Source organism: Rhizorhabdus dicambivorans (assembly GCF_002355275.1).
GTDB classification, from domain to species: domain Bacteria; phylum Pseudomonadota; class Alphaproteobacteria; order Sphingomonadales; family Sphingomonadaceae; genus Rhizorhabdus; species Rhizorhabdus dicambivorans.
The window spans coordinates 173,116-192,502 of sequence record NZ_CP023449.1; the positions used below are offsets into that span (position 1 = coordinate 173,116).

A 19,387-nucleotide genomic window follows, 5' to 3' on the forward strand; every position below is an offset into this window, starting at 1 on the left:
CGGCCTCAGTCGAGCCGGCTCGCCGCGTCGGGCTCCAGCCTGGCCGGCATCACCCAGGGCGCGTGCTGTTCGATCTCCCGGATCGGGAAGGATTCGAACAGGTGGTTCTTCACCCAGGGTTCCTCATGGAGCCACGCCTCCGCCTCGGCCATGCTGTCCGCCTCGATGATGTAGAGCGTGCCGATCTGGCGGCCCCGATCGTCGACCAGCGCCGAGGCGAAGCGCAGGTGGGAGACATCCCTGACGATATAAGCGTGGTGCGCGTCGCGATGGCCCTCGCGAATCCGCGCGCCATCGGGAACGTCGAGACCATAAGCGGCATAAAAGGGCATGGATCGCCTTCCTCTCCTTCGCCGGCGCGGCGTGCGCGGGCATCGCGGCTGGCCTTCTCCGCCGCGCGGCGCGGCGAGCCCACTGCGGTTTAGGATAGGATCGCGGCCGGAAAGCGGGGCGGCAGCATCAGCGGCCCGTTCGTCCGTCACCGGCAAGGCTTCCACCTGGGACGATCAGGCTCTAGGATCGGACCATCGTCGGCATCCGTCCATAAGCGCCTTCGGCTGAGAGACCATCGTGCTCCCGCTTATCCGCAGGAGGCACATCTTGTGACCCAGCCATCTTCCCCACCTGGAACCGAGCGAACCAATTCAGCCAGCCGAGGCCAGGTGGCGGCCCGCCCCGGCATTCCGCGCCCGACCGAGGCATTGGCGGTGCGGATGGCCGCCGGCCTCCGGCGAAGCCATGGGGAAAGCTCGATCGCGCACGCCTATCGCCTGTTCGAGCGCGCAGCCGGCCGCCAGGATATCGCCCGTGCCGATCTCTATCATGCGGTCTGGTCGGCGCTTCGCTATGGCGAGAGGGCGCAGGAGCTTCGGCGCAATTGAAGGCGCGAACCGGGAGTTCGCGTAAATGAAGAGCCCCCGCCGAAGCGGAGGCTCGGGCATCGCGCCCATGGCCTGATGAGTGCGGCCGGGCGCCTCGGCTTTGATGGGCGATCCGGGAGAATTCCGCTATTCCCCGGCGCGATCCAGGGCCTGGCCGAGATCGTGCAATATGTCGTCGATATGCTCGAGCCCGATCGACAGGCGCACATAGCCCTCCGACGCGCCGGCGGCGGCCTTCTCTTCCGGCGAAAGCTGCGAATGGGTCGTCGATGCCGGATGGATAGCGAGGCTGCGCGCATCGCCGATATTGGCGACATGGTAGAACAGCTCGAGCGCATCGATGAAGCGCCGCCCCGCTTCGCGCCCACCCGCCAGTTCGAAGCCCAGGAGGCCGCCCTGTCCACCCTGGAGATAGCGGGCGGCGCGCTCGGCCTGCACGCCGGTCTGAAGCGAAGGATGGATGACGCGGGTGACGTCGGCGCGCCCGCTCAGGAAAGCGGCGACCCGCACCGCATTCTCGCAATGGCGCGGCATGCGCAGCGGCAGCGTTTCGAGCCCCTGCAGGATCTGGAAGGCATTGAACGGTGACAGCGCGGCGCCGAGATCGCGCAGCAGCACGGTGCGCACGCGCAACGCATAGGCGATCGGCCCGAGCGGCTTTGCCGCCTCGCTCCACACCGCGCCATGATAGCTGGGATCGGCGGTGTTGAGCAGGGGCTGGCGGGCGCCGGCGGCCTCCCAGTCGAAATTGCCGCCATCGACGAGGATTCCGCCGATCGAGGTACCGTGCCCGCCGATATATTTGGTGGTGGAATAAACCACGACCGCCGCCCCATGATCGAGCGGCCTCGCGATAAGCGGCGCCGCCGTGTTGTCGACGATCAGCGGAATGCCGAGCGGCCGCCCCAGCGCCGCGATCTCGCCGATCGGGCATATGACGAGCTTCGGATTGGGCAGCGTTTCGACATACCAGGCCCGGGTGCGATCGTCGCTGGCCCGCACGAAACCCTCCGGATCGGCGGGATCGACGAACCGGACCTCGATCCCCTGATCCCTGAGCGTGTTCGCGAACAGGTTCCAGGTACCGCCGTAGAGATCGGTGCCGCTGACGATGTTGTCGCCGGCCCGCGCCAGATTCTGCACGGCAAAGGCCGACGCGGCCTGCCCCGAGGCGACCGCCACCGCGGCGGCCCCACCCTCCAGCGCGGCGATGCGCTGCTCGAGGATCGCCGTCGTCGGATTGCCGATCCGGGTGTAGATGTTCCCCAGTTCCTTCAGCGCGAAAAGATCGGCCGCATGCTCCGCATCGCGAAACTGATAGGAGGTGGTCTGATAGATCGGCGGAGCCACCGCACCGGTCGCGGGATCCGCCCGCCAGCCGGCGTGCAGCGCAAGGGTCTCCGCGTGAAGCTTCCGTCCCGTCATGACCATCCTTTACGGCATGGGCAGCCCGAACGTCTCCAAGGTCGTCATCATGCTCGAGGAGCTCGGCTTCTCCTACGCGTTCCGGCGCGTCAACGTCTTCGCGTCCGAGCAGTTCGGTCCCGAGATCGACGCGTTGAATCCCAATCACAAGGTGCCCGTGCTGGTGGACGAGCAGGGCCCGGACGGCGGGCGCCATGTCCTGTTCGAATCGGCGGCGATCCTGATCTACCTGGCCCAAAAGGCCGGCCGGCTGCTTCCCCCGTCGGGAGCCGCCCGTTTCGAGACGTTCAAATGGCTGATGTTCCAGGTGGCGGGCGTCGGGCCGATGATCGGCCAGCTCAATCATTTTCGGCAGGGTGCGCCCGACGGAAACGACTATGCGATCCAGCGCTACACCAACGAAATGTACCGGCTCTACGATGTTCCCGACCGTCATTTGGCGGAGAATGCGTTTCTGGCCGGGGAATATTCGATAGCCGACATCAGCACCCATCCGTGGGTCAATGCCTATGAGCGCTATGGCCTCTACTGGTCCGACCGGCCCAACCTGTCGCGCTGGTGGCACGCCGTCAGCGCCCGTCCGGGGGTCGTGGCCGCCGCCGCGAAGATGGCCCCCTTGTGGGAAGCCGACCGGGAAGCCCGTGCCAACGCGACCCCGGACGATATGGACCGCTTCTACAATCGCAAGGCGAGCGCCACGTCCTCGCCGAAATGACGGCCGCCGTGCCGCGCTCGAACGACAGCCCCGGCATTTCCACGCCTACCCCGCCGCGATGATCTTCCGGGCCGGTATGGAGCGGCGTGGCCGCCCCATACCGGTGACGTTCAGCAATCCAGCGTGTGTTCGCGCTCCCATGCGCTCAGATGCCGGCCATGGTCGTTCCATTCGCCATATTTCAGCTTGGTGTAGGCCGGAACGAAATCGCCCAGCGCCTTCGTGAGGACCTCCGACCCCTCCAGCGCCCGCAGCGCATCGAGGAGGTTGAGCGGCAGCTTCTTGACGTTATCGACCTTATGCCCGTCGACATACATGTTGATATCCAGCCTCGGTCCCGGATCGCGGCCCTGCTCGACGCCATCCAGCCCCGCCGCCAGCACCGCGGCCGGCATCAGATAGGGATTGGCGGCGCCATCGGCCAGGCGAAGCTCGAAACGGTCGCCTTCCGGCACCCGGATCATGTGGGTGCGATTATTCCCGGTCCATGTGACCGAATTGGGCGCCCAGGTCGCGCCCGAGGTGGTACGCGGCGCATTGATGCGCTTGTAGCTGTTGATCGTGGGATTGAGGATCGCGGCCAACGCATCGGCCGAATGCACGATGCCGCCGATGAAGTTCAGCGCCAGCTTCGTCAGGCCGTCGCTGCTGCCTTCATCCGCGAACGCATTCTCGTCGCCCCGCCACATCGATATGTGCATGTGGCAGCCATTGCCGGTCAGATCGACGAATGGCTTGGGCATGAAGGTGGCGCGCAGGCCGTGCTTCTCGGCGATCGACTTCACCATGAACTTGAAGAAGGCCTGCCGGTCCGCGGTGACGAGCGCGTCATCATAATGCCAGTTCATCTCGAACTGGCCGTTCGCGTCCTCATGGTCGTTCTGATAGGGCTTCCAGCCCAGTTCCAGCATGCAGTCGCAGATTTCGGTGATGATGTCGTAGCGCCGCATCAGGGCCTGCTGGTCGTAGCAGGGCTTGGCCTGCGTATCGGCGCTGTCGGCGATCGACGATCCATCGGGCTGGATCAGGAAGAATTCGCATTCCACGCCGGTCTTCATCTGCAAACCCTGCTCGGCGGCGCGCGCCATCTGCTGCTTCAAAAGATTGCGGGGGCCGTGCGCGACAGGCTGGCCGTTCATCCAGAGATCGGCGGCCAGCCAGCCCACCTCCGGCCGCCAAGGCAGCTGGATCAGGCTGGCCGGATCGGGCCGCGCGAACAGATCGGGGTCGGCGGGCGTCATGTCCAGCCAGGTGGCGAAACCGGCGAAACCCGCTCCGGCCTTCTGCATGCCGCCGATCGCGGCGGCGGGAACCAGCTTCGCCCGCTGATTTCCGAAAAGGTCAGTATAAGAAATCAGGAAATATTTTATGGATTTTCTCTTGGCGATTTCCGCGAGATCCAGCGTCATAGGTAGTCCCCTTCGAATAAGCCATCAGCGGCCTTCCGCTAACCTTCCGCCTGCGAGATCATGTTTTATTCTTGTTAAAACCGTTGGCCGGGAATCCAGTCCGTTCCCGCCAGAGGAACCCGCGCCATCGCGGCCGCCTCTATCGTCAATGCAACGAGATCTTCCGGTTCAAGATTATGGAGGTGACTCTTTCCGCACGCCCGCGCGATCGTCTGCGCTTCCAGCGTGAGGACCGCGAGATAGTTGGCGAGGCGGCGCCCCGCCGCCACGGGATCCAGCCGCGCGGCAAGGACGGGATCCTGCGTCGTGATACCGGCCGGATCGCGGCCTTCCTGCCAATCGTCATAGGCCCCGGCGGTGGTGCCGAGCTTGCGATATTCCTCTTCCAGCGCCGGATCATTGTCACCCAACGCCACCAGCGCGGCCGTGCCGATCGCGACCGCGTCGGCACCCAGCGCCAGGGCCTTCGCCACATCGGCACCGTTCCGGATGCCGCCCGACACGATGAGCTGCACCTTGCGATGCATGCCGAGATCCTGAAGCGCCTGGACGGCGGGACGGATGGCCGCGAGGATCGGAATGCCGACATGCTCGATGAACACATCCTGCGTGGCCGCGGTGCCCCCCTGCATGCCGTCGAGCACGACCACGTCGGCGCCGGACTTCACCGCGAGGGCGACGTCATAATAGGGCCGGGTGGCCCCCACCTTGACGTAGATCGGCTTCTCCCAATCGGTGATTTCGCGCAGTTCCTCGATCTTGATCTCGAGATCGTCCGGACCGGTCCAGTCCGGATGCCTGCACGCCGAGCGCTGGTCGATCCCGAGCGGCAGGTTCCGCATCCTCGCCACGCGATCCGAAATCTTCTGGCCGAGCAGCATGCCGCCGCCGCCGGGTTTCGCCCCCTGGCCGACCACGACCTCGATCGCGTCCGCCTTGCGGATATCGTCGGGGTTCATGCCATAGCGCGACGGCAGATACTGATACACCAGCGTGCTCGACTGGCCGCGCTCCTCGGGCGTCATGCCGCCGTCGCCGGTCGTGGTGGAGGTTCCCGCCGCGCTCGCCCCACGGCCCAGGGCTTCCTTGGCCTGGGCGGACAGCGAACCGAAGCTCATCCCCGCGATGGTCACCGGAATCTTCAGATGGATCGGCTTCTTGGCGAAGCGCGTGCCGAGCCAGACATCGGTCGAGCATTTCTCGCGATACCCCTCGAGCGGATAGCGGGAGACCGACGCGCCGAGGAAAAGAAGATCGTCGAAATGGGGGAGCGCTCTTTTGGTGCCGGCGCCCCGGATGTCGTAGATCCCCGTTGCCGCCGCGCGGCGGATTTCCGACATCGTATAGGGATCGAATGTCGCCGATTGACGCGGCAACGTCTGCGGAATCTTGGTCACGTCCATGATGGACTTCCTCAGTAGGCCGCGGCGTTGTCGACGTGGAAATTGTAGAGCGTCCGGGCCGAGCCATAGCGCTTGAACGCCGCGATATCGGCGTCGTCGACGCCCGCCGCGGCGAGGAGCGACCTGAGTTCCTCGCGATGCTCGTCGCGCATTTCCTTTTCGATGCAGTCCGCCCCGAGGCTCTTCACCGCGCCCCGGACGAACAGCCGCGCCTCGTAGATCGAGTCCCCCAGCGCATCGCCCGCGTCGCCCAGCACGACGAGCGTACCGGATTGGGCCATGAACGCGCTCATCGGGCCGATCGAGCCCTTCACGACGATGTTGATGCCCTTCATCGAGATACCGCAGCGCGCGGAGGCGTTGCCGTCGATGACGAGCAATCCGCCATGGGCGGTAGCCCCCGCCGACTGGCTTGCGTCGCCCTTAACATGCACCGTTCCGGACATCATGTTTTCGCCGACGCCGACGCCGACATTGCCTTCGACGACGACTGTCGCCTGCTGGTTCATGCCCGCGCAATAATATCCCGCATGGCCGGCGATCTCGACCGTGATCGGCGCGTCCAGGCCCACCGCCAGCGAATGCTCGCCTTGCGGGTTTTCGACCCGCCAATGTGTCTCGTTGCTGTTCCGCGCCAGCCCGTGAAGCCGGCTGTTGAGGTCACGCCGGCTGGTTACGGCAAGATCGACCACGGGCATCAGTTGCGCTCCCATACATAGACGCGGGCGGGTTCGGGCTCGAACACCCGAGCCTTCTCGATCCCGGGCAGGCCCACCAGGGCCCTGTATTCGGAGCCGAAGGCGACATATTGGTCGGTTTCGGCCATCACCGCCGGCTTGCAGGAGATGGGATCGCGCAGCACGGCGAAGCCGCTCTCGGTACCGATGACGAAGGTGAAGAAGCCGTCCAGATCGGACAGGCTGTCCTGCAGGGCGGTCGCCAGGGTCGCGCCTTCCTGCAGCTTCCAGCTCAGATAGCCCGCCGCAACCTCGCTGTCATTGTCCGTCGCGAAGGCGATGCCCTTCGGCTCCAGCATCCGGCGCAGGCTGCGATGGTTGGAAAGCGAGCCGTTGTGGACAAGGCATTGGTCCGCCCCCGTCGAGAAGGGATGGGCGCCGTCGGTGGTCACCGCGCTTTCGGTCGCCATCCGGGTGTGGCCGATGCCATGCGTGCCGGACATCTTTTCCAGGCCGAATCGACGCGCCACATCGGCCGGAAGCCCGACCTCCTTGTAGAGCTCGATCCGCTCCCCGGCGCCGATGATCCGCAGATCCGGACGATGCGAGGCGAGCCATTCCCTGACGTGCGCCTCCTCGGTCGCCGGGATGGACAGCACCAGATGGGTATCCCGTACCTCGCCGCGAACATCCCCGCCGATATCGGCGGCGACGCTGTCGAGCGCCTGTCCGCGAACGGTGAGCTTCAGCCGGCCCGCTCCGCCCGATCCGTAGACGGCAAAGCCCGCGCTGTCGGGGCCACGGCCGGTCATCGTCTCAAGCATGTCGGCCAGCAGGCTTCCCAGCTGCGGCTCCAGCGAGCTGTCCTTCAGGAACAGCCCCACAATTCCACACATCGCGACAACTCCTGTTTCGATCGCCAGCAGGATTAGGGGTTTTGTAAAATTTTAGCAATTTGGAAGAATAAATTTTTCCTGTGAGGAATATGCGTCGCCGCACGCCCCCTTGCCTGCCGGGCGAGCCCTGACCGGCGGCGGCGGCGCGATGCGCGCGCCTCCGAACCGGAAGCGTCGTGCGGCCGGCGGCCGCGATCAGTCCCTGAAGACGATCGTCTTTGCCCCGCTCATGAAGGCGCGCCCTTCGAGATGGAAATTGACTGCGCGGGCCAGCACGCGGCGCTCGATATCGCGCCCCTTGCGGACCAGGTCGTCAGGGCTGTCCTGATGGCTGATGCGCTCGACATCCTGTTCGATGATCGGGCCCTCGTCGAGATCGGCGGTGACGTAGTGGGCGGTGGCGCCGATCAGCTTCACCCCGCGCGAATGCGCCTGGTGATAGGGTTTGGCGCCCTTGAAGCCCGGCAGGAAGCTGTGATGGATATTGATGCAGCGGCCGGACAGATAGGCGGCAAGGTCATCCGACAGGATCTGCATGTAGCGGGCAAGGACGACCAGCTCGGCCCCGGTCCGTTCGACGATCAGCTTGATCCGCGCCTCCTGCTCCGCCTTGGTATCCTTCGTGACGGGCAGGTGATGGAAGGGCACCGATCCGAAATCGGTGGTGCCATAGGTCTCGCGCGGATGGTTCGACACGATGCCGACCACGTCCATGGCCATTTCGCCGATCCGCCAGCGATAGAGAAGGTCGACCAGGCAATGATCGAATTTGGAGGCGAGGATCAGCACCCGTCGCCGCTCGTCACGGCGCCGGAGCGACCATTCCATCGAGAATTCCCGCGCGATCGCCCCGAAACCCTCGTTCAGTTCGCGAAACCCCGCTTCCGGCATGTCGAACCGGATGCGCGTGAAGAAGCGGTTCGTTTCCGTGTCGTCGAACTGATGGGCTTCGAGAATATTTCCGTTCTGCTCGAATATCTTCGCAGTAACGCGCGCAACGATGCCGGGTCGATTGGGGCAGGACAGGGTAAGAAGATAGACAGAGGCGGACATGCGGATTCCTGGTCGCTGAACTTCAGGCTTCGATGAGGTGGGCTGCCGTTGCCGTGGCCCACTGCCTGAAGCTGGTGGCAAAACTTCTGAAAATAGCGACATCGAAAGCATCCCTGGCGGCGCACCGCCACAGGATGACGCCGATATGCGCGATCATCGTCACCGCCACCCGATGGGGCGGGAAGACTTCGGGATCGAGATCCAGGGCGACACCTTGCTGCAGCAGCCGGCGTGCCCGCGCGCCGCCGAGGCGGAACACGACATAGGCACCGCTTTGATCGGACAGCGACGCCAGCCCATCCAGCTTCGCCGCAAGGCCGTCCGCCCAATCCTCCCCGGGCTTCTCGCACAGGGCCAGCCAGCTTCCGGGGCCGGTGCCGAGCAGCGACATATCGACGCCGGTGCTCTCGAACGGGCCATCGGGCATCGGCATGCCCAGGGCGCGCCCGATATCGGCAGCGGAGATATCCTTGCGGGCCATGACCGTCGCCAATCCCAGCGACGACCGCTCGACCAGGGCGAAATCATCAGCCACGGACGCGCGCCCCTTCCGGATCGATGAAGACGGGATGGCAAATCTCGACGGCGATATCCGCGCCGCGAACCGGATCGTGCATCACCATCTCCTCGCCGATCCGCTCGGGCCCGTTTCTCAGCAACGCCAGGCCGATCCAGTGGCCCAGCGAGGGAGACCAGGCCGCCGAGCTGACATGGCCCTGGTCGTTCGCGGCGACCGCCGCCGCGCCGGCCGGCAGGAGATGGGCGCCGGCCCGCACCTTGTCCCCCAGCGTCAGCGGACGCACGCCGACGAGCCTCGGCCGCGACGGATCGGAGAGAGCCGGGCGATTGCCCAGTACACGGCCGATGAAGTCCTTCTTCCTGGACATCATGCCGCCCATGCCCAGATCCCACGCCGTCGTCTGGCCATTCAGCTCGTTTCCGGCCGCATGCCCCTTTTCGATGCGCATCACGCCAAGCGCCTCGGTGCCATAGGGCGTGACGCCGAACGCCTCCCCCGCCTCGAAAAGCGCGTGGATCAGCAATTCGCCATGGGTGGCGGGAACCGCGATCTCATAGGCGAGCTCGCCCGAGAAGGAGAGCCGGAACAGCCGCGCCGTCACCCCGCGCCAGCGGAACTCGCGCGCGCCCATGAACGGCAAGGCTTCGTTCGAGATATCCTGATCGGGCAGGAGCCGCTGCAGCAGATCGCGCGACCGGGGGCCCGCCACTGCATAGGTCGCCCATTGCTCGGTCACAGAAGTCGCCTGCACATCCAGTTCCGGCCACAATATCTGCCGGGCATAATCGATATGCTGCATCACCTTGGCCGCGTTCACGGTGGTCGTGGTGACGAAGAAGCGGTCCTCGGCCAGGCGCGTGGTGGTGCCGTCGTCCATGACGAAACCGTCTTCGCGCAGCATCACGCCATAGCGCGCCTTCCCGATCGGCAAGGTCGAGAACATGTTGATGTAGAGCCGGTCGAGCAGCGTTCCAGCGTCACGGCCCTGCACGTCGATCTTGCCCAGCGTCGAAACGTCGCAGATGCCCACATTCTCGCGGGTCGCCCGGACTTCGCGGCTGACCGACTCGAGCCAGTCGCCTTCGCCGGGCAGGGGATACCATTGCGCGCGCTTCCACTGGCCGGCATCGACGAACACGGCGTTCCGCCTGGCGGCCCATTCATGGCTGGCGGTGCGGCGTTCGGGCCGGAAATGTTCATCGCGATGGTGCCCCGCCAGCACGCCGATCGCGACAGGCAGATAGGGCGGGCGCGACAGGATCGTCCCCGTCTCGGCCAATGAGCGGCCGGTGGCGGCGGCGAGCAGCGCGTGACCATTCAACTGGCTCGTCTTGCCCTGATCGGTCGCCATGCCCAGCGTCGTGTACCGCTTGAGATGCTCGATCGAGACGAAGCCCTCGCGCGCAGCCAGCGACACGTCGCTGTCCGTCACGTCATGCTGGAAATCTACGAACGCCTTTCCGCCATGTTCCCCGACATGCCAGAGCGGCGCGGCCCGGCCGCTATCGTCGCTCGTCGGGGGAATCGGGAAGGCCACAGCCTTGAAGCCCAGATCCTCCACGACGCCGCCGGCCTTGGCGACGCCATCGGCCAGTGCCGCCGCAAGGGACAGCTCCCCCGCCGCCGCGCCTGTCGCAGCCAGGCCGGGTGGAGCATCCTCCAGCAGGAAGCTGTCGATCCGATCGGACCAGACGGGGCGGGCGCCGAGATTGCTGCCGATGCCGATCGCCGGATTCCATCCGCCGGACATCGCCAGCAGATCGGCCTTAACGGTGACGGTGCCACCGTCGGACGTGCGGATGTCGACGGCCTTCAACGGCGCCCCGCGCGCGTTCGTGACCATTGCACCCTGCAGGATGCGGATCCCAGCCGCCCGGAGCCGATCGGCTGCGCCCCCCGCTTCGCCGCGCGGATTGACCACGGCGGCGATGTCAGCCCCCGCCAGCATCAGGTCCTCGGCCGTCCGCCAGCCGCTGTCGGTGGTGGTGAACAGGACGGCGCGGCGCCCCGGCAGCGCCGCGTGACGGTTGACATAGGTCGATACCGCCGATGCCATCATGACGCCGGGCCGATCATTGCCGCCGAACACCAGCGGGCGTTCGATCGCACCGGTCGCCAGAAGGGCGCGACGGGCCACGATCTTCCAGAGCCGCTGACGCGGCCCGCGCCTGTCCTGGTTCGGAAGATGGTCGGTCAGCCGCTCGACCGCGCCATATTCGCGGCCGTCATAGGCCCCGAAGACCGTGGTGCGATCGAGGACGGTGACGTTGGGCATGGAGGCAAGTTCGGCTGCCTGGTCCGCCGCCCATTCGGCCGCCGCAACACCGTCCACCTCGTGCCGTTCGGCCAGCAGCCGGCCGCCCAGCCTGGCATCCTCGTTCGCGATGATGACGCGCAGGCCGGCGCGGCCCGCGACGAGGGCGGCGGCAATGCCCGCGACCCCGCCGCCGATGACCAGCAGGTCGCAAAAGCCATGGTTGCGATCATAGCTCGACGGATCGGGCAGGCCCGACAGCGCGCCCAGGCCGGCCGCCCGGCGGATCAGCGGCTCATAAAGCTTCTCCCACAGCGCCGCCGGCCACATGAACGTCTTGTAGTAGAAGCCGGCGACGAAGATCGGCGCGGCCAGCTGGTTCACCGAAAGAAGGTCGAAGGACAGGCTCGGCCAGCGATTCTGGCTGGTCGCGCGCAGCCCGTCGAACAGGGTGATCGTCGTCGCCCGGCTGTTCGGTTCGGCCTCGGCGCCACTGCCGAGGGTGACGAGCGCGTTGGGCTCCTCGCTGCCCGCCGTCAGGATGCCGCGCGGCCGGTGATATTTGAAGGATCGCCCGACCAGCCGGACGTTGTTGGCGATCAGCGCGGAGGCCAGCGTATCCCCCGCGAAGCCCGAATAGCGCCGGCCGTCGAAGCTGAAATCGAGGGTGCGGGAGCGGTCGATGAGCCCGCCCGAGGCCAGCCGGCTCATGCGGTGCCTCCCCTGGCGAGCCGTGCTCCGGAAATGGCATGGCTGCAGCTGTCGCGATCGACCGTCAGCCAGTTGCGGCAGCCCTGGGCATGATACCAATGCTCGCGCATCGGCCCCGCGATATTGTCCCGCAGATAGACATAGTCCTCGAAACCGTCGTCGCCGGCCGGCCGCACGGGGGCCGCATCGCCGCGATAGACGAATTCCTGGGCGTCTCGTTCACCGCAATAGGGGCAGGGGATGCGCATGGCTGGATCTCTCAGTGGAGATTGGGTTGGGCGCCCTGGCCCTTTTCATCGATCACCTCGCCACGGGCGAAGCGATCGAGCCGGTAGGGCGCGGCAACATGGTGCGGCTGGCCGGTGGCGAGGAGATGGGCGAAGCACCAGCCGGAGGCGGGCGTCGCCTTGAAGCCGCCATAACACCAGCCGGCGTTGAGATAGAGGCCGTCGACCGGCGAGCGGTCGATGATCGGCGATCCGTCCATCGACATGTCGGCGACGCCGCCCCAGCTGCGCAGCAGCCGCGCGCGGCCGATCATCGGCATCAGGGCCATGCCGCCTTCGCAGACATCCTCGACGACGGGCAGGTTGCCGCGCTGCGCATAGCTGTTGTAGCCGTCGATATCCCCGCCGAACACCAGACCGCCCTTGTCGGACTGGCTGATGTAGAAATGACCGGCACCGAAGGTGATGACACCGGGCACGACCGGCTTGAGCGCTTCGGTCACGAACGCCTGCAGCACATGGCTCTCGATCGGCAGGCGCAGTCCCGCCATCGCCGCCAGGCGCGAGCTGTTGCCCGCCACCGCCAGCCCCACCTTCCTCGCCCGTATCTGCCCGCGGCTGGTATCCACGCCCGTCACCCGGCCGGTCGCGTCGCGCAGGAAACCCAGGACCTCGCAATTCTGGACGATATCGACCCCGCGGTCGGACGCGCCCCGCGCATATCCCCAGGCGACGGCATCATGGCGCGCCGTGCCGCCGCGCGGCTGAAGCAAGCCGCCCATGACCGGAAAGCGCGCATGATCGAAATTGAGGAAGGGCGCCATGCGCCGCACCGCCGCCGCGTCGAGCAGCTCGGCATCGATGCCGTGAAGCCGCATGGCATTGCCGCGCCGCGCAAAAGCATCGCGCTGGGCATCGCTGTGGAACAGGTTCAGCACCCCGCGCTGGCTGACCATCGCGTTATAGTTGAGGTCCTGCTCGAGCCCCTCCCACAACTTCATCGACCATTCGTAAAATGGCGCATTCCCGTCCAGGCCGTAGTTGGACCGGATGATGGTGGTATTGCGGCCGACATTGCCGCCGCCGATCCAGCCCTTCTCGATCACCGCGACATTGGTGATGCCGTGGACCTTGGCCAGATAATAGGCCGTCGCCAGGCCGTGGCCGCCGCCCCCGACGATGATCATGTCATAGTCGGTACGGGGAGCCGCATCGCGCCAGGTCGGCCGCCAGCGGCGATGGCCGGACAAGGCGTTCCTGGCCAGACCGAAGATCGAAAAGCGCGCCATGCGATTCCAGCCCCGTGGAGATTGCTCTCCACAGACGTACAGACTTCTGGGCGGCACGATGATACAAGGGCGACAAATGCCAGCAGAATTACGACATCGCAGCGAAAATCCGCCGGTGCGCACCGTGGGGCTGCTCCTGACCGACGGTTTCGCGCTGATGTCCTATGCCTCGATCGTCGAGCCCTACCGCGCCGCGAACGTCCTAGCGGGACGGGAACTGTACCGCTGGCGCCATATCTCGATCGACGGAAACCCGGTCCGCGCATCGAACGGTGCCAGCATCCTGGCGGATCAGGCGGTCGGCGAGGCGCTGTCCTGCGATATGCTGTTCGTCTTCGCCGGCGGCGAGCCGGCCCGGTTCACCCACCGGCCGACCTTCACATGGCTGCGGCGCATCGCGGCCATGGGCACGACGATCGCGGGAATTTCGGGGGGGCCGTTCCTGATGGCCCGGGCCGGACTACTCGATGGCTATCGGGCCACGATCCACTGGGATCATATGCCGTCGTTCATGGACAGCTTCCGTGACCTGACCATCGAGCCGGGCCTGTATGTGATCGACCGACGGCGCGTGACCTGTGCCGGGGGAACCGCGGGGCTCGACCTTGCGATAGAGTTCATCGCGCGGGAACAGGGCCATGCGCTGGCGTCCCAGGTGAGCGAATGGTTCATCCGCACCGAAGCGCGTGGGGCGGACAGGCCACAGCGGCTCAACCTGCGCGAACGCTATGGCGTGACGGACGACCGGGTGGTCCGCGCGCTCGCTCTGATGGAAAGTTCGGTGGAAGATCCGTTGACCGCCGGGACGCTGGCGAGCAGCGTGGGCGTGTCGCTGCGTCAGCTTGAACGGCTGTTCGCGACCCAGCTCCAGACCAATATCGGCCGATGCTACGCCGCCATCCGGCTGGAGGTCGCGCATGACCTGCTCCACAAGACCGGCATGTCCGTCACCGACGTCGCCGTCGCCACGGGCTTTCGCAGCGGAAGCTATTTCGCCCGTGCCTATCGAAGCCATTTCGGCGAGCCGCCGAGCGCAACGCGGAGATCGCGGTAAAAGAAGCCGCGTCAGCCCTGTCCGGTGAGCGGGCGCGAACGAGCGTCCGATGCACGGGGCCAGAACCGCCGTGGCGTGAAACGCCCGACGGCATTCCAGGGGGTCGGCAGCGCGCCAAACCCCCGGAAGAATTCTTTGCTCTCAAAGGATGATCGTGCAGTTGAGGAGACTCGAACAACTGCACGCGCGGAACTCAACGCTCGGACATCAGCTCCTCGATCAGATCGCCCTTTTCGCCTGGCGCAAGACTTGGCGTACGACGCTCGCCGGCACCGCGAAGCCAATGCCGATGTTGCCTTCTCCGCCCGGCGCGAGGATCGCTGTGTTGATGCCGATCACCTCACCGCGCATGTTGATCAGCGGTCCGCCCGAGTTACCGGGATTGATGGGCGCATCGGTCTGGATCAGCCCCATCCCGCTCTGCGGCGTCAGCCCGCGACCCAGTGCGCTGACGATGCCGGCGGTAACAGTTTGCCCAAGACCGAACGGATTGCCGATCGCTACCACATAATCACCGACCTCCGCGGTGTCGGAACTGGCCAGAGGAGCTGCTACCAGCCTCTCGGGCGGAATCCGCAAGACTGCCAAGTCCGTGCCTGGGCTCGTACCGACGAGCTCTGCCGTAAACTGCCGCTTGTCCTGAAGGACGACCAGAATAGCCGAGCCCTCACCCACGACGTGGTTGTTCGTCAGGACGAGCCCGCGGGTGGCATCTATGATCACGCCAGATCCGGCGGATAGCCGGGGCTGCATCGCGGCATCCGGTACCCCCATGAAGCGGCGGAAGTAAGGATCGCGGAGCAATGGATTTTGGGCGTACGGGGAGGGATAGGCGACAGCGATATTGACCACGGCTGGGGCAACCCGTCTTACCAGAGGCGCGACGCTCAATCGCTCCAGCGGTATCGGCTCGCCCGACGCGGCGACCGCCGCACCGTCGGCCAGGGAACGATCCGGTCGCTGCATCACGGCGGGGGCGAGAAGCAACGCTCCCATTAACAGCATAAGTGCCGCTACCTCTCGTCGCATAAAATCGGTCCTTTATGCGCTTGTCCCAAGCCCCCGTGCCAAGGCTCGGATCAACCGGGCAGAAAAGCTGCGCGGATCGGCCTCGAATGCGCGTGCTTCGGGGGCTGCTTCAGTGTCTGTTCCCATGGTGGAACTTCTCTCTCCCTGGTTCGCCGACTTTGAAATGGATCGCTGCCCCGGAGCTTTCAAGTTTGTGACGATCGTCGGTCGCGCCGCCTACCGACCCCCGCCAGAGCTGATCCAGCCCCCGGCTCAGTCGATCGAGATCACCCCGTTGACTGCGCGCCACTCGCTCGGTCGTATCAATTGATCGTGTGCGATGCGGACAGAGTGGAGCGCAGCGTCGATCTCGCTGCGCCAATGGTCGAGGAATTCGAACAGCACCGGAAAATCCGGAGCCAAGTCATATTCCTGCCAGACGAAAAGCTGGAGAAGCGACGGAGCGTCGGGACGATAATAATGGATTTCCGCAATCGTCAGCCCGTAGCCCTGCAGCTGCCGGATGAACGCCCTGTCGACCATTTCAGTGCAAGGTGGGCCTCGAGCCGGCAGGAATGCCGGCCACTCCCAGCATATGGATCCGTACGATCGTCGGCTGGAGCTGCTCGCCTTCGTGCCCGGGCGAGCCGGGACCGTGCCCATTTGCGGCCGCTTGTGCCGCTGCGATGGCGCGCTGAACCTCGGGTTCGTGCCGGGGTCCCACCCGCCGGGGGTGGATGAAGATTCGTCTGAAAATTGGCTGCGACAAGCCCGCCTCCCTTTCACGTGTCGCCACGCGGCCACAACCGGCCGCGGGCAAAAACTGGGTTCCCATCGGCGGTCCGTCAAGTCTCCCAAGACGCGGCTCCGACAAATTTTGGCACTCGACCGATCCGAGTGCCAAAATTTTTCGTTCCGCCTCTTGAACGGAAAAAACAAGCTTCCTAGCTCGGCGCCGCCTGTCGCTGGAAGCAGTGAGAGGAACGATACAAACGCTTTTGCAACCGGAGGTTATGCATGCATTTCCGTCCCTTGCACGACCGCGTGGTCGTCCGCCGCATCGAAGCCGAGGAAAGGACCTCGGGCGGCATCATCATTCCAGACTCCGCCAAGGAAAAACCGCAGGAAGGCGAGGTTGTGGCCGTTGGCCCCGGTGCCCGTGACGAGCGTGGCCAACTCGTTGAACTGACCGTCAAGCCGGGCGACCGCATTCTGTTCGGCAAATGGTCCGGGACCGAGGTTAAGATTGCCGCCGAGGATCTCCTCATCATGAAGGAGAGCGACATCCTCGGCGTGGTCGAAACCGTCACCGAACTCAAGCAGGCGGCCTGAGCCGCTTAACATCAGGAAGGAACAGAAAGGAGTATTCCATCATGGCTGCGAAGGAAGTCAGGTTCGCCTCGGATGCGCGCGACCGCATGCTGCGCGGCGTCGACACCCTCGCCAATGCGGTGAAGGTGACGCTGGGGCCGAAGGGTCGCAACGTCGTCATCGAGAAGAGCTTCGGCGCGCCGCGCATCACCAAGGACGGGGTGACGGTCGCCAAGGAAATCGAGCTCGCCGACAAGTTCGAGAATATGGGTGCGCAGATGCTGCGCGAGGTGGCGAACAAGCAGAATGACAAGGCGGGCGACGGCACGACGACCGCGACCGTGCTCGCCCAGGCGATCGTTCGGGAAGGCTCGAAGGCGGTTGCGGCCGGCATGAACCCGATGGACCTCAAGCGCGGGATCGCCCTCGCCGTGGGCGCCGTCGTCCAGGATCTGCAGGCGCATGCCAAGAAGGTCAGCGCCAATAGCGAAATCGCGCAGGTGGCGACGATCTCAGCCAATGGCGACGCCGAGGTCGGCCGCATCCTGGCGGAGGCCATGGAGAAGGTCGGCAATGAAGGCGTGATCACCGTCGAGGAGGCAAAAAGCCTCGAAACCGAACTCGAGACGGTCGACGGCATGCAGTTCGACCGCGGCTATCTCTCGCCCTATTTCATCACCAATGCCGAGAAGCTCAAGGTCGAGCTCGACGACCCATATATCCTCATCCATGAGAAGAAGCTTTCGAACCTGCAGGCGCTGGTGCCCCTGCTCGAGAAGGTCGTCCAGTCCGGCCGACCGCTGCTGATCATTGCGGAGGATGTCGAAGGCGAAGCGCTCGCGACGCTGGTGGTGAACAAGCTACGGGGCGGCCTGAAGGTCGCCGCCGTCAAGGCACCGGGCTTCGGCGATCGACGCAAGGCCATGCTCGAGGACATCGCGGTCCTGACCGGCGGCGAGGTAATCAGCGAAGAGCTCGGCACGAAGCTCGAGAACGTCACCATCGACATGCTCGGCCGCGCAAAGAAGGTGACGATCGACAAGGACAACACGACGATCGTCGACGGCGTCGGTGCGAAGCCCGACATCGAGGGCCGGGTGGCGCAGATTCGCCAGCAAATCGAGACCACGACGAGCGACTATGATCGCGAGAAGCTGCAAGAACGCTTGGCCAAGCTGGCAGGTGGCGTTGCGGTTATCCGCGTCGGCGGCGCGACCGAGGTCGAGGTTAAGGAGAAGAAGGACCGTGTCGACGACGCCCTGCATGCAACTCGCGCGGCGGTCGAGGAGGGTATCCTTCCAGGCGGCGGGATTGCGCTGCTACGTGCCTTGAAGGCTCTCGAAGGGCTGAAGCCTGCGAATGACGATCAGCAGTCCGGCATCGATATCATCCGCCGAGCCCTGCGCGCACCCGCTCGTCAGATCGCGGAAAATGCGGGTGAGGATGGATCGTACATCGTCGGCAAACTGCTCGAGCATCAGGATTATGCGTGGGGCTTCAACGCCGCCACCGGCGAATATCAAGATCTCGTCAAGGCCGGCGTGATCGATCCTGCCAAGGTCGTGCGGACGGCGCTGCAGGATGCCGCTTCGGTTGCATCGTTGCTCATCACCACCGAGGCCCTCGTTGCCGAGGCGCCCAAGGACGAGAAAGTAGCCGCCGCAACGTCCGATTATTGAGTTCGGGGGAGGGCGTCGCGTCCGCGCGCCCTCCCTTCGCCGGATCAGCCACAAACCATCCGCAATATGTCCGCACGTATATGGGCTTGAACTCCTCATCGAATGACCGGCGCCCCATGCCGCCTCCGTCCTGGCTAATTGCGCCGCATTTGCGGCGACCGGGGTCTGTGGCGGCCGCACGCACTTCGCAATCATTGGAGGCGTCGATGAAATTTGCGGCTGCTTGTCGCCATGCCACGGGAGCGCGCCGCCGAATACCGTTCCCGGACTGGCGAGCGGATGACGGCCGACCGCTTGCCATACTTCTTTCGCCGCAGGGTTGCGGGCAAAGGGAGGCACGCCTCCTCAGCTAAGTTGCACGTCAATGATCGTGGAGCCGGCGCGCCGAACACGATTTAGTGGGAGTGCTCATGCGGGTAAGGATTTGGATAGCCGGCACGGATAATTCTGGCCTGTCCCCGAAGGGAAACGCAGTTATTACAAGAATTTACGGACTGTTTGGTGCAGTCGACGAGACTCGAACTAGTCTCTCCAGCTCACCACAACCGCCAAAATCTGGGAAATTAATGGCGTAACTTCCGTAAGTTACATGTGTCGAATCTGCAAATTAGGATGGAGAGATAAGTTCGCTCGCGGACGGAAAGGTCGGCACGCTACTTTGCAATGGCGCTCGCGCCTTCCTACGGCCCCGTCCGCATAACAATGCACTCGCCTCTAGGGACATCTCCGCGGCCTAACAGCTGGAGGGCGTTTTGGGCGGGTAGCTCAACAGCTATCGATTGGCACCGCCACAGTCCGAACACTCACTCGGCGTTCCGGCGACAATCTGCGCTCTCCAGTTTCTCGAAGGGTCGGCGGCGACGGTATCGGGGATA

18 protein-coding genes are annotated in these 19,387 nt (G+C 65.1%); 5 read left to right on the top strand and 13 right to left on the bottom strand.

Translation table 11 applies throughout. The features are described 5' to 3' along the window. Positions 1-5 precede the first annotated feature (5 nt). Positions 6-332 carry a YciI family protein gene (locus CMV14_RS00725; protein ID WP_066969080.1) on the bottom strand — a complete coding sequence of 109 codons (327 nt, stop codon included), beginning with the start codon at positions 330-332 and terminating at the stop codon, positions 6-8. 330 nt (positions 333-662) lie between these two features. Here CMV14_RS00725 and CMV14_RS00730 point away from each other — a divergent pair, with 330 nt between their 5' ends. Then, complete coding sequence (locus CMV14_RS00730; protein ID WP_066969082.1) at positions 663-881, top strand: hypothetical protein; 219 nt, start codon at positions 663-665, stop codon at positions 879-881. A 126-nt stretch (positions 882-1,007) separates the two neighbouring features. Here the strand turns inward: CMV14_RS00730 and CMV14_RS00735 are convergent, their stop codons facing one another. Next, complete coding sequence (locus CMV14_RS00735) at positions 1,008-2,306, bottom strand: O-acetylhomoserine aminocarboxypropyltransferase/cysteine synthase family protein (protein ID WP_066969140.1); 1,299 nt, start codon at positions 2,304-2,306, stop codon at positions 1,008-1,010. Here CMV14_RS00735 and CMV14_RS00740 point away from each other — a divergent pair. Further along, entirely contained in the window at positions 2,305-3,021 is a 717-nt protein-coding gene (locus CMV14_RS00740; protein ID WP_066969084.1) for a glutathione S-transferase family protein, read from the top strand. The two genes, CMV14_RS00735 and CMV14_RS00740, sit on opposite strands and share 2 nt — an antisense overlap. Positions 3,022-3,131: 110 nt before the next feature. Here CMV14_RS00740 and glnT read toward each other — a convergent pair whose 3' ends face one another. The 9 genes from glnT to CMV14_RS00785 all read right to left on the bottom strand — a co-directional run bounded on the left by glnT (position 3,132) and on the right by CMV14_RS00785 (position 13,460). Further along, positions 3,132-4,430 carry a type III glutamate--ammonia ligase gene (glnT, locus tag CMV14_RS00745; RefSeq protein ID WP_066969086.1) on the bottom strand — a complete coding sequence of 433 codons (1,299 nt, stop codon included), beginning with the start codon at positions 4,428-4,430 and terminating at the stop codon, positions 3,132-3,134. Positions 4,431-4,504: 74 nt separating this feature from the next. Then, positions 4,505-5,833 (bottom strand): FMN-binding glutamate synthase family protein, encoded by a 1,329-nt coding sequence (locus tag CMV14_RS00750; protein ID WP_096367654.1) that lies wholly within the window; start codon positions 5,831-5,833, stop codon positions 4,505-4,507. 11 nt (positions 5,834-5,844) lie between these two features. Beyond that, positions 5,845-6,531, bottom strand: coding sequence for a GltB/FmdC/FwdC-like GXGXG domain-containing protein (locus CMV14_RS00755; protein ID WP_066969142.1), 687 nt, complete (start codon positions 6,529-6,531; stop codon positions 5,845-5,847). Beyond that, positions 6,531-7,406 carry a class II glutamine amidotransferase gene (locus CMV14_RS00760; protein WP_066969090.1) on the bottom strand — a complete coding sequence of 292 codons (876 nt, stop codon included), beginning with the start codon at positions 7,404-7,406 and terminating at the stop codon, positions 6,531-6,533. The genes CMV14_RS00755 and CMV14_RS00760 overlap by 1 nt, the downstream gene beginning before the upstream one ends. 195 nt (positions 7,407-7,601) lie before the next feature. Continuing rightward, entirely contained in the window at positions 7,602-8,459 is an 858-nt protein-coding gene (purU, locus tag CMV14_RS00765; RefSeq protein WP_066969092.1) for a formyltetrahydrofolate deformylase, read from the bottom strand. A 22-nt stretch (positions 8,460-8,481) separates the two neighbouring features. Beyond that, positions 8,482-8,994 (bottom strand): sarcosine oxidase subunit gamma, encoded by a 513-nt coding sequence (locus CMV14_RS00770; RefSeq protein WP_083216106.1) that lies wholly within the window; start codon positions 8,992-8,994, stop codon positions 8,482-8,484. After that, on the bottom strand, positions 8,987-11,944 hold the full coding sequence (locus tag CMV14_RS00775; RefSeq protein WP_066969094.1) for a sarcosine oxidase subunit alpha family protein: 2,958 nt from the start codon (positions 11,942-11,944) through the stop codon (positions 8,987-8,989). Before CMV14_RS00775 ends, CMV14_RS00770 begins: the two co-directional genes overlap by 8 nt. Beyond that, complete coding sequence (locus tag CMV14_RS00780) at positions 11,941-12,192, bottom strand: sarcosine oxidase subunit delta (RefSeq protein WP_066969096.1); 252 nt, start codon at positions 12,190-12,192, stop codon at positions 11,941-11,943. Before CMV14_RS00780 ends, CMV14_RS00775 begins: the two co-directional genes overlap by 4 nt. A gap of 11 nt (positions 12,193-12,203) precedes the next feature. Next, positions 12,204-13,460: a sarcosine oxidase subunit beta family protein gene (locus CMV14_RS00785; protein WP_066969099.1), complete on the bottom strand. Its 1,257-nt coding sequence runs from the start codon at positions 13,458-13,460 to the stop codon at positions 12,204-12,206. A 115-nt stretch (positions 13,461-13,575) separates the two neighbouring features. Between CMV14_RS00785 and CMV14_RS00790 the strand changes: the two genes are divergently transcribed. Continuing rightward, positions 13,576-14,514 (top strand): GlxA family transcriptional regulator, encoded by a 939-nt coding sequence (locus CMV14_RS00790; RefSeq protein WP_238147149.1) that lies wholly within the window; start codon positions 13,576-13,578, stop codon positions 14,512-14,514. Positions 14,515-14,733: 219 nt separating this feature from the next. Here the strand turns inward: CMV14_RS00790 and CMV14_RS00795 are convergent, their stop codons facing one another. Then, positions 14,734-15,543 carry a trypsin-like peptidase domain-containing protein gene (locus CMV14_RS00795; RefSeq protein WP_238147150.1) on the bottom strand — a complete coding sequence of 270 codons (810 nt, stop codon included), beginning with the start codon at positions 15,541-15,543 and terminating at the stop codon, positions 14,734-14,736. 252 nt (positions 15,544-15,795) lie between these two features. Continuing rightward, positions 15,796-16,065, bottom strand: coding sequence for an usg protein (locus CMV14_RS00800; protein ID WP_066969102.1), 270 nt, complete (start codon positions 16,063-16,065; stop codon positions 15,796-15,798). 474 nt (positions 16,066-16,539) lie between these two features. Here CMV14_RS00800 and CMV14_RS00805 point away from each other — a divergent pair, with 474 nt between their 5' ends. Together CMV14_RS00805 and groL are read left to right on the top strand one after the other, a co-directional pair. Further along, the gene (locus CMV14_RS00805; protein WP_066969106.1) at positions 16,540-16,854 is read left to right on the top strand and encodes a co-chaperone GroES; all 315 of its coding nucleotides are present in this window, start codon (positions 16,540-16,542) and stop codon (positions 16,852-16,854) included. Positions 16,855-16,895: 41 nt separating this feature from the next. Further along, entirely contained in the window at positions 16,896-18,512 is a 1,617-nt protein-coding gene (groL, locus tag CMV14_RS00810) for a chaperonin GroEL (RefSeq protein WP_066969108.1), read from the top strand. Positions 18,513-19,387 lie beyond the last annotated feature (875 nt).

Excerpts from the sequence above, each read along its gene's own strand:
- CMV14_RS00725 (WP_066969080.1), bottom strand. The coding sequence starts at position 332 with ATGCCCTTTTATGCCGCTTATGGTCTCGACGTTCCCGATGGCGCGCGG.
- CMV14_RS00740 (WP_066969084.1), top strand. The coding sequence starts at position 2,305 with ATGACCATCCTTTACGGCATGGGCAGCCCGAACGTCTCCAAGGTCGTC.
- CMV14_RS00735 (WP_066969140.1), bottom strand. The coding sequence starts at position 2,306 with ATGACGGGACGGAAGCTTCACGCGGAGACCCTTGCGCTGCACGCCGGC.
- glnT (WP_066969086.1), bottom strand. The coding sequence starts at position 4,430 with ATGACGCTGGATCTCGCGGAAATCGCCAAGAGAAAATCCATAAAATAT.
- CMV14_RS00750 (WP_096367654.1), bottom strand. The coding sequence starts at position 5,833 with ATGGACGTGACCAAGATTCCGCAGACGTTGCCGCGTCAATCGGCGACA.
- CMV14_RS00755 (WP_066969142.1), bottom strand. The coding sequence starts at position 6,531 with ATGCCCGTGGTCGATCTTGCCGTAACCAGCCGGCGTGACCTCAACAGC.
- CMV14_RS00760 (WP_066969090.1), bottom strand. The coding sequence starts at position 7,406 with ATGTGTGGAATTGTGGGGCTGTTCCTGAAGGACAGCTCGCTGGAGCCG.
- purU (WP_066969092.1), bottom strand. The coding sequence starts at position 8,459 with ATGTCCGCCTCTGTCTATCTTCTTACCCTGTCCTGCCCCAATCGACCC.
- CMV14_RS00775 (WP_066969094.1), bottom strand. The coding sequence starts at position 11,944 with ATGAGCCGGCTGGCCTCGGGCGGGCTCATCGACCGCTCCCGCACCCTC.
- CMV14_RS00780 (WP_066969096.1), bottom strand. The coding sequence starts at position 12,192 with ATGCGCATCCCCTGCCCCTATTGCGGTGAACGAGACGCCCAGGAATTC.
- CMV14_RS00785 (WP_066969099.1), bottom strand. The coding sequence starts at position 13,460 with ATGGCGCGCTTTTCGATCTTCGGTCTGGCCAGGAACGCCTTGTCCGGC.
- CMV14_RS00795 (WP_238147150.1), bottom strand. The coding sequence starts at position 15,543 with ATGCGACGAGAGGTAGCGGCACTTATGCTGTTAATGGGAGCGTTGCTT.
- CMV14_RS00800 (WP_066969102.1), bottom strand. The coding sequence starts at position 16,065 with ATGGTCGACAGGGCGTTCATCCGGCAGCTGCAGGGCTACGGGCTGACG.
- CMV14_RS00805 (WP_066969106.1), top strand. The coding sequence starts at position 16,540 with ATGCATTTCCGTCCCTTGCACGACCGCGTGGTCGTCCGCCGCATCGAA.
- groL (WP_066969108.1), top strand. The coding sequence starts at position 16,896 with ATGGCTGCGAAGGAAGTCAGGTTCGCCTCGGATGCGCGCGACCGCATG.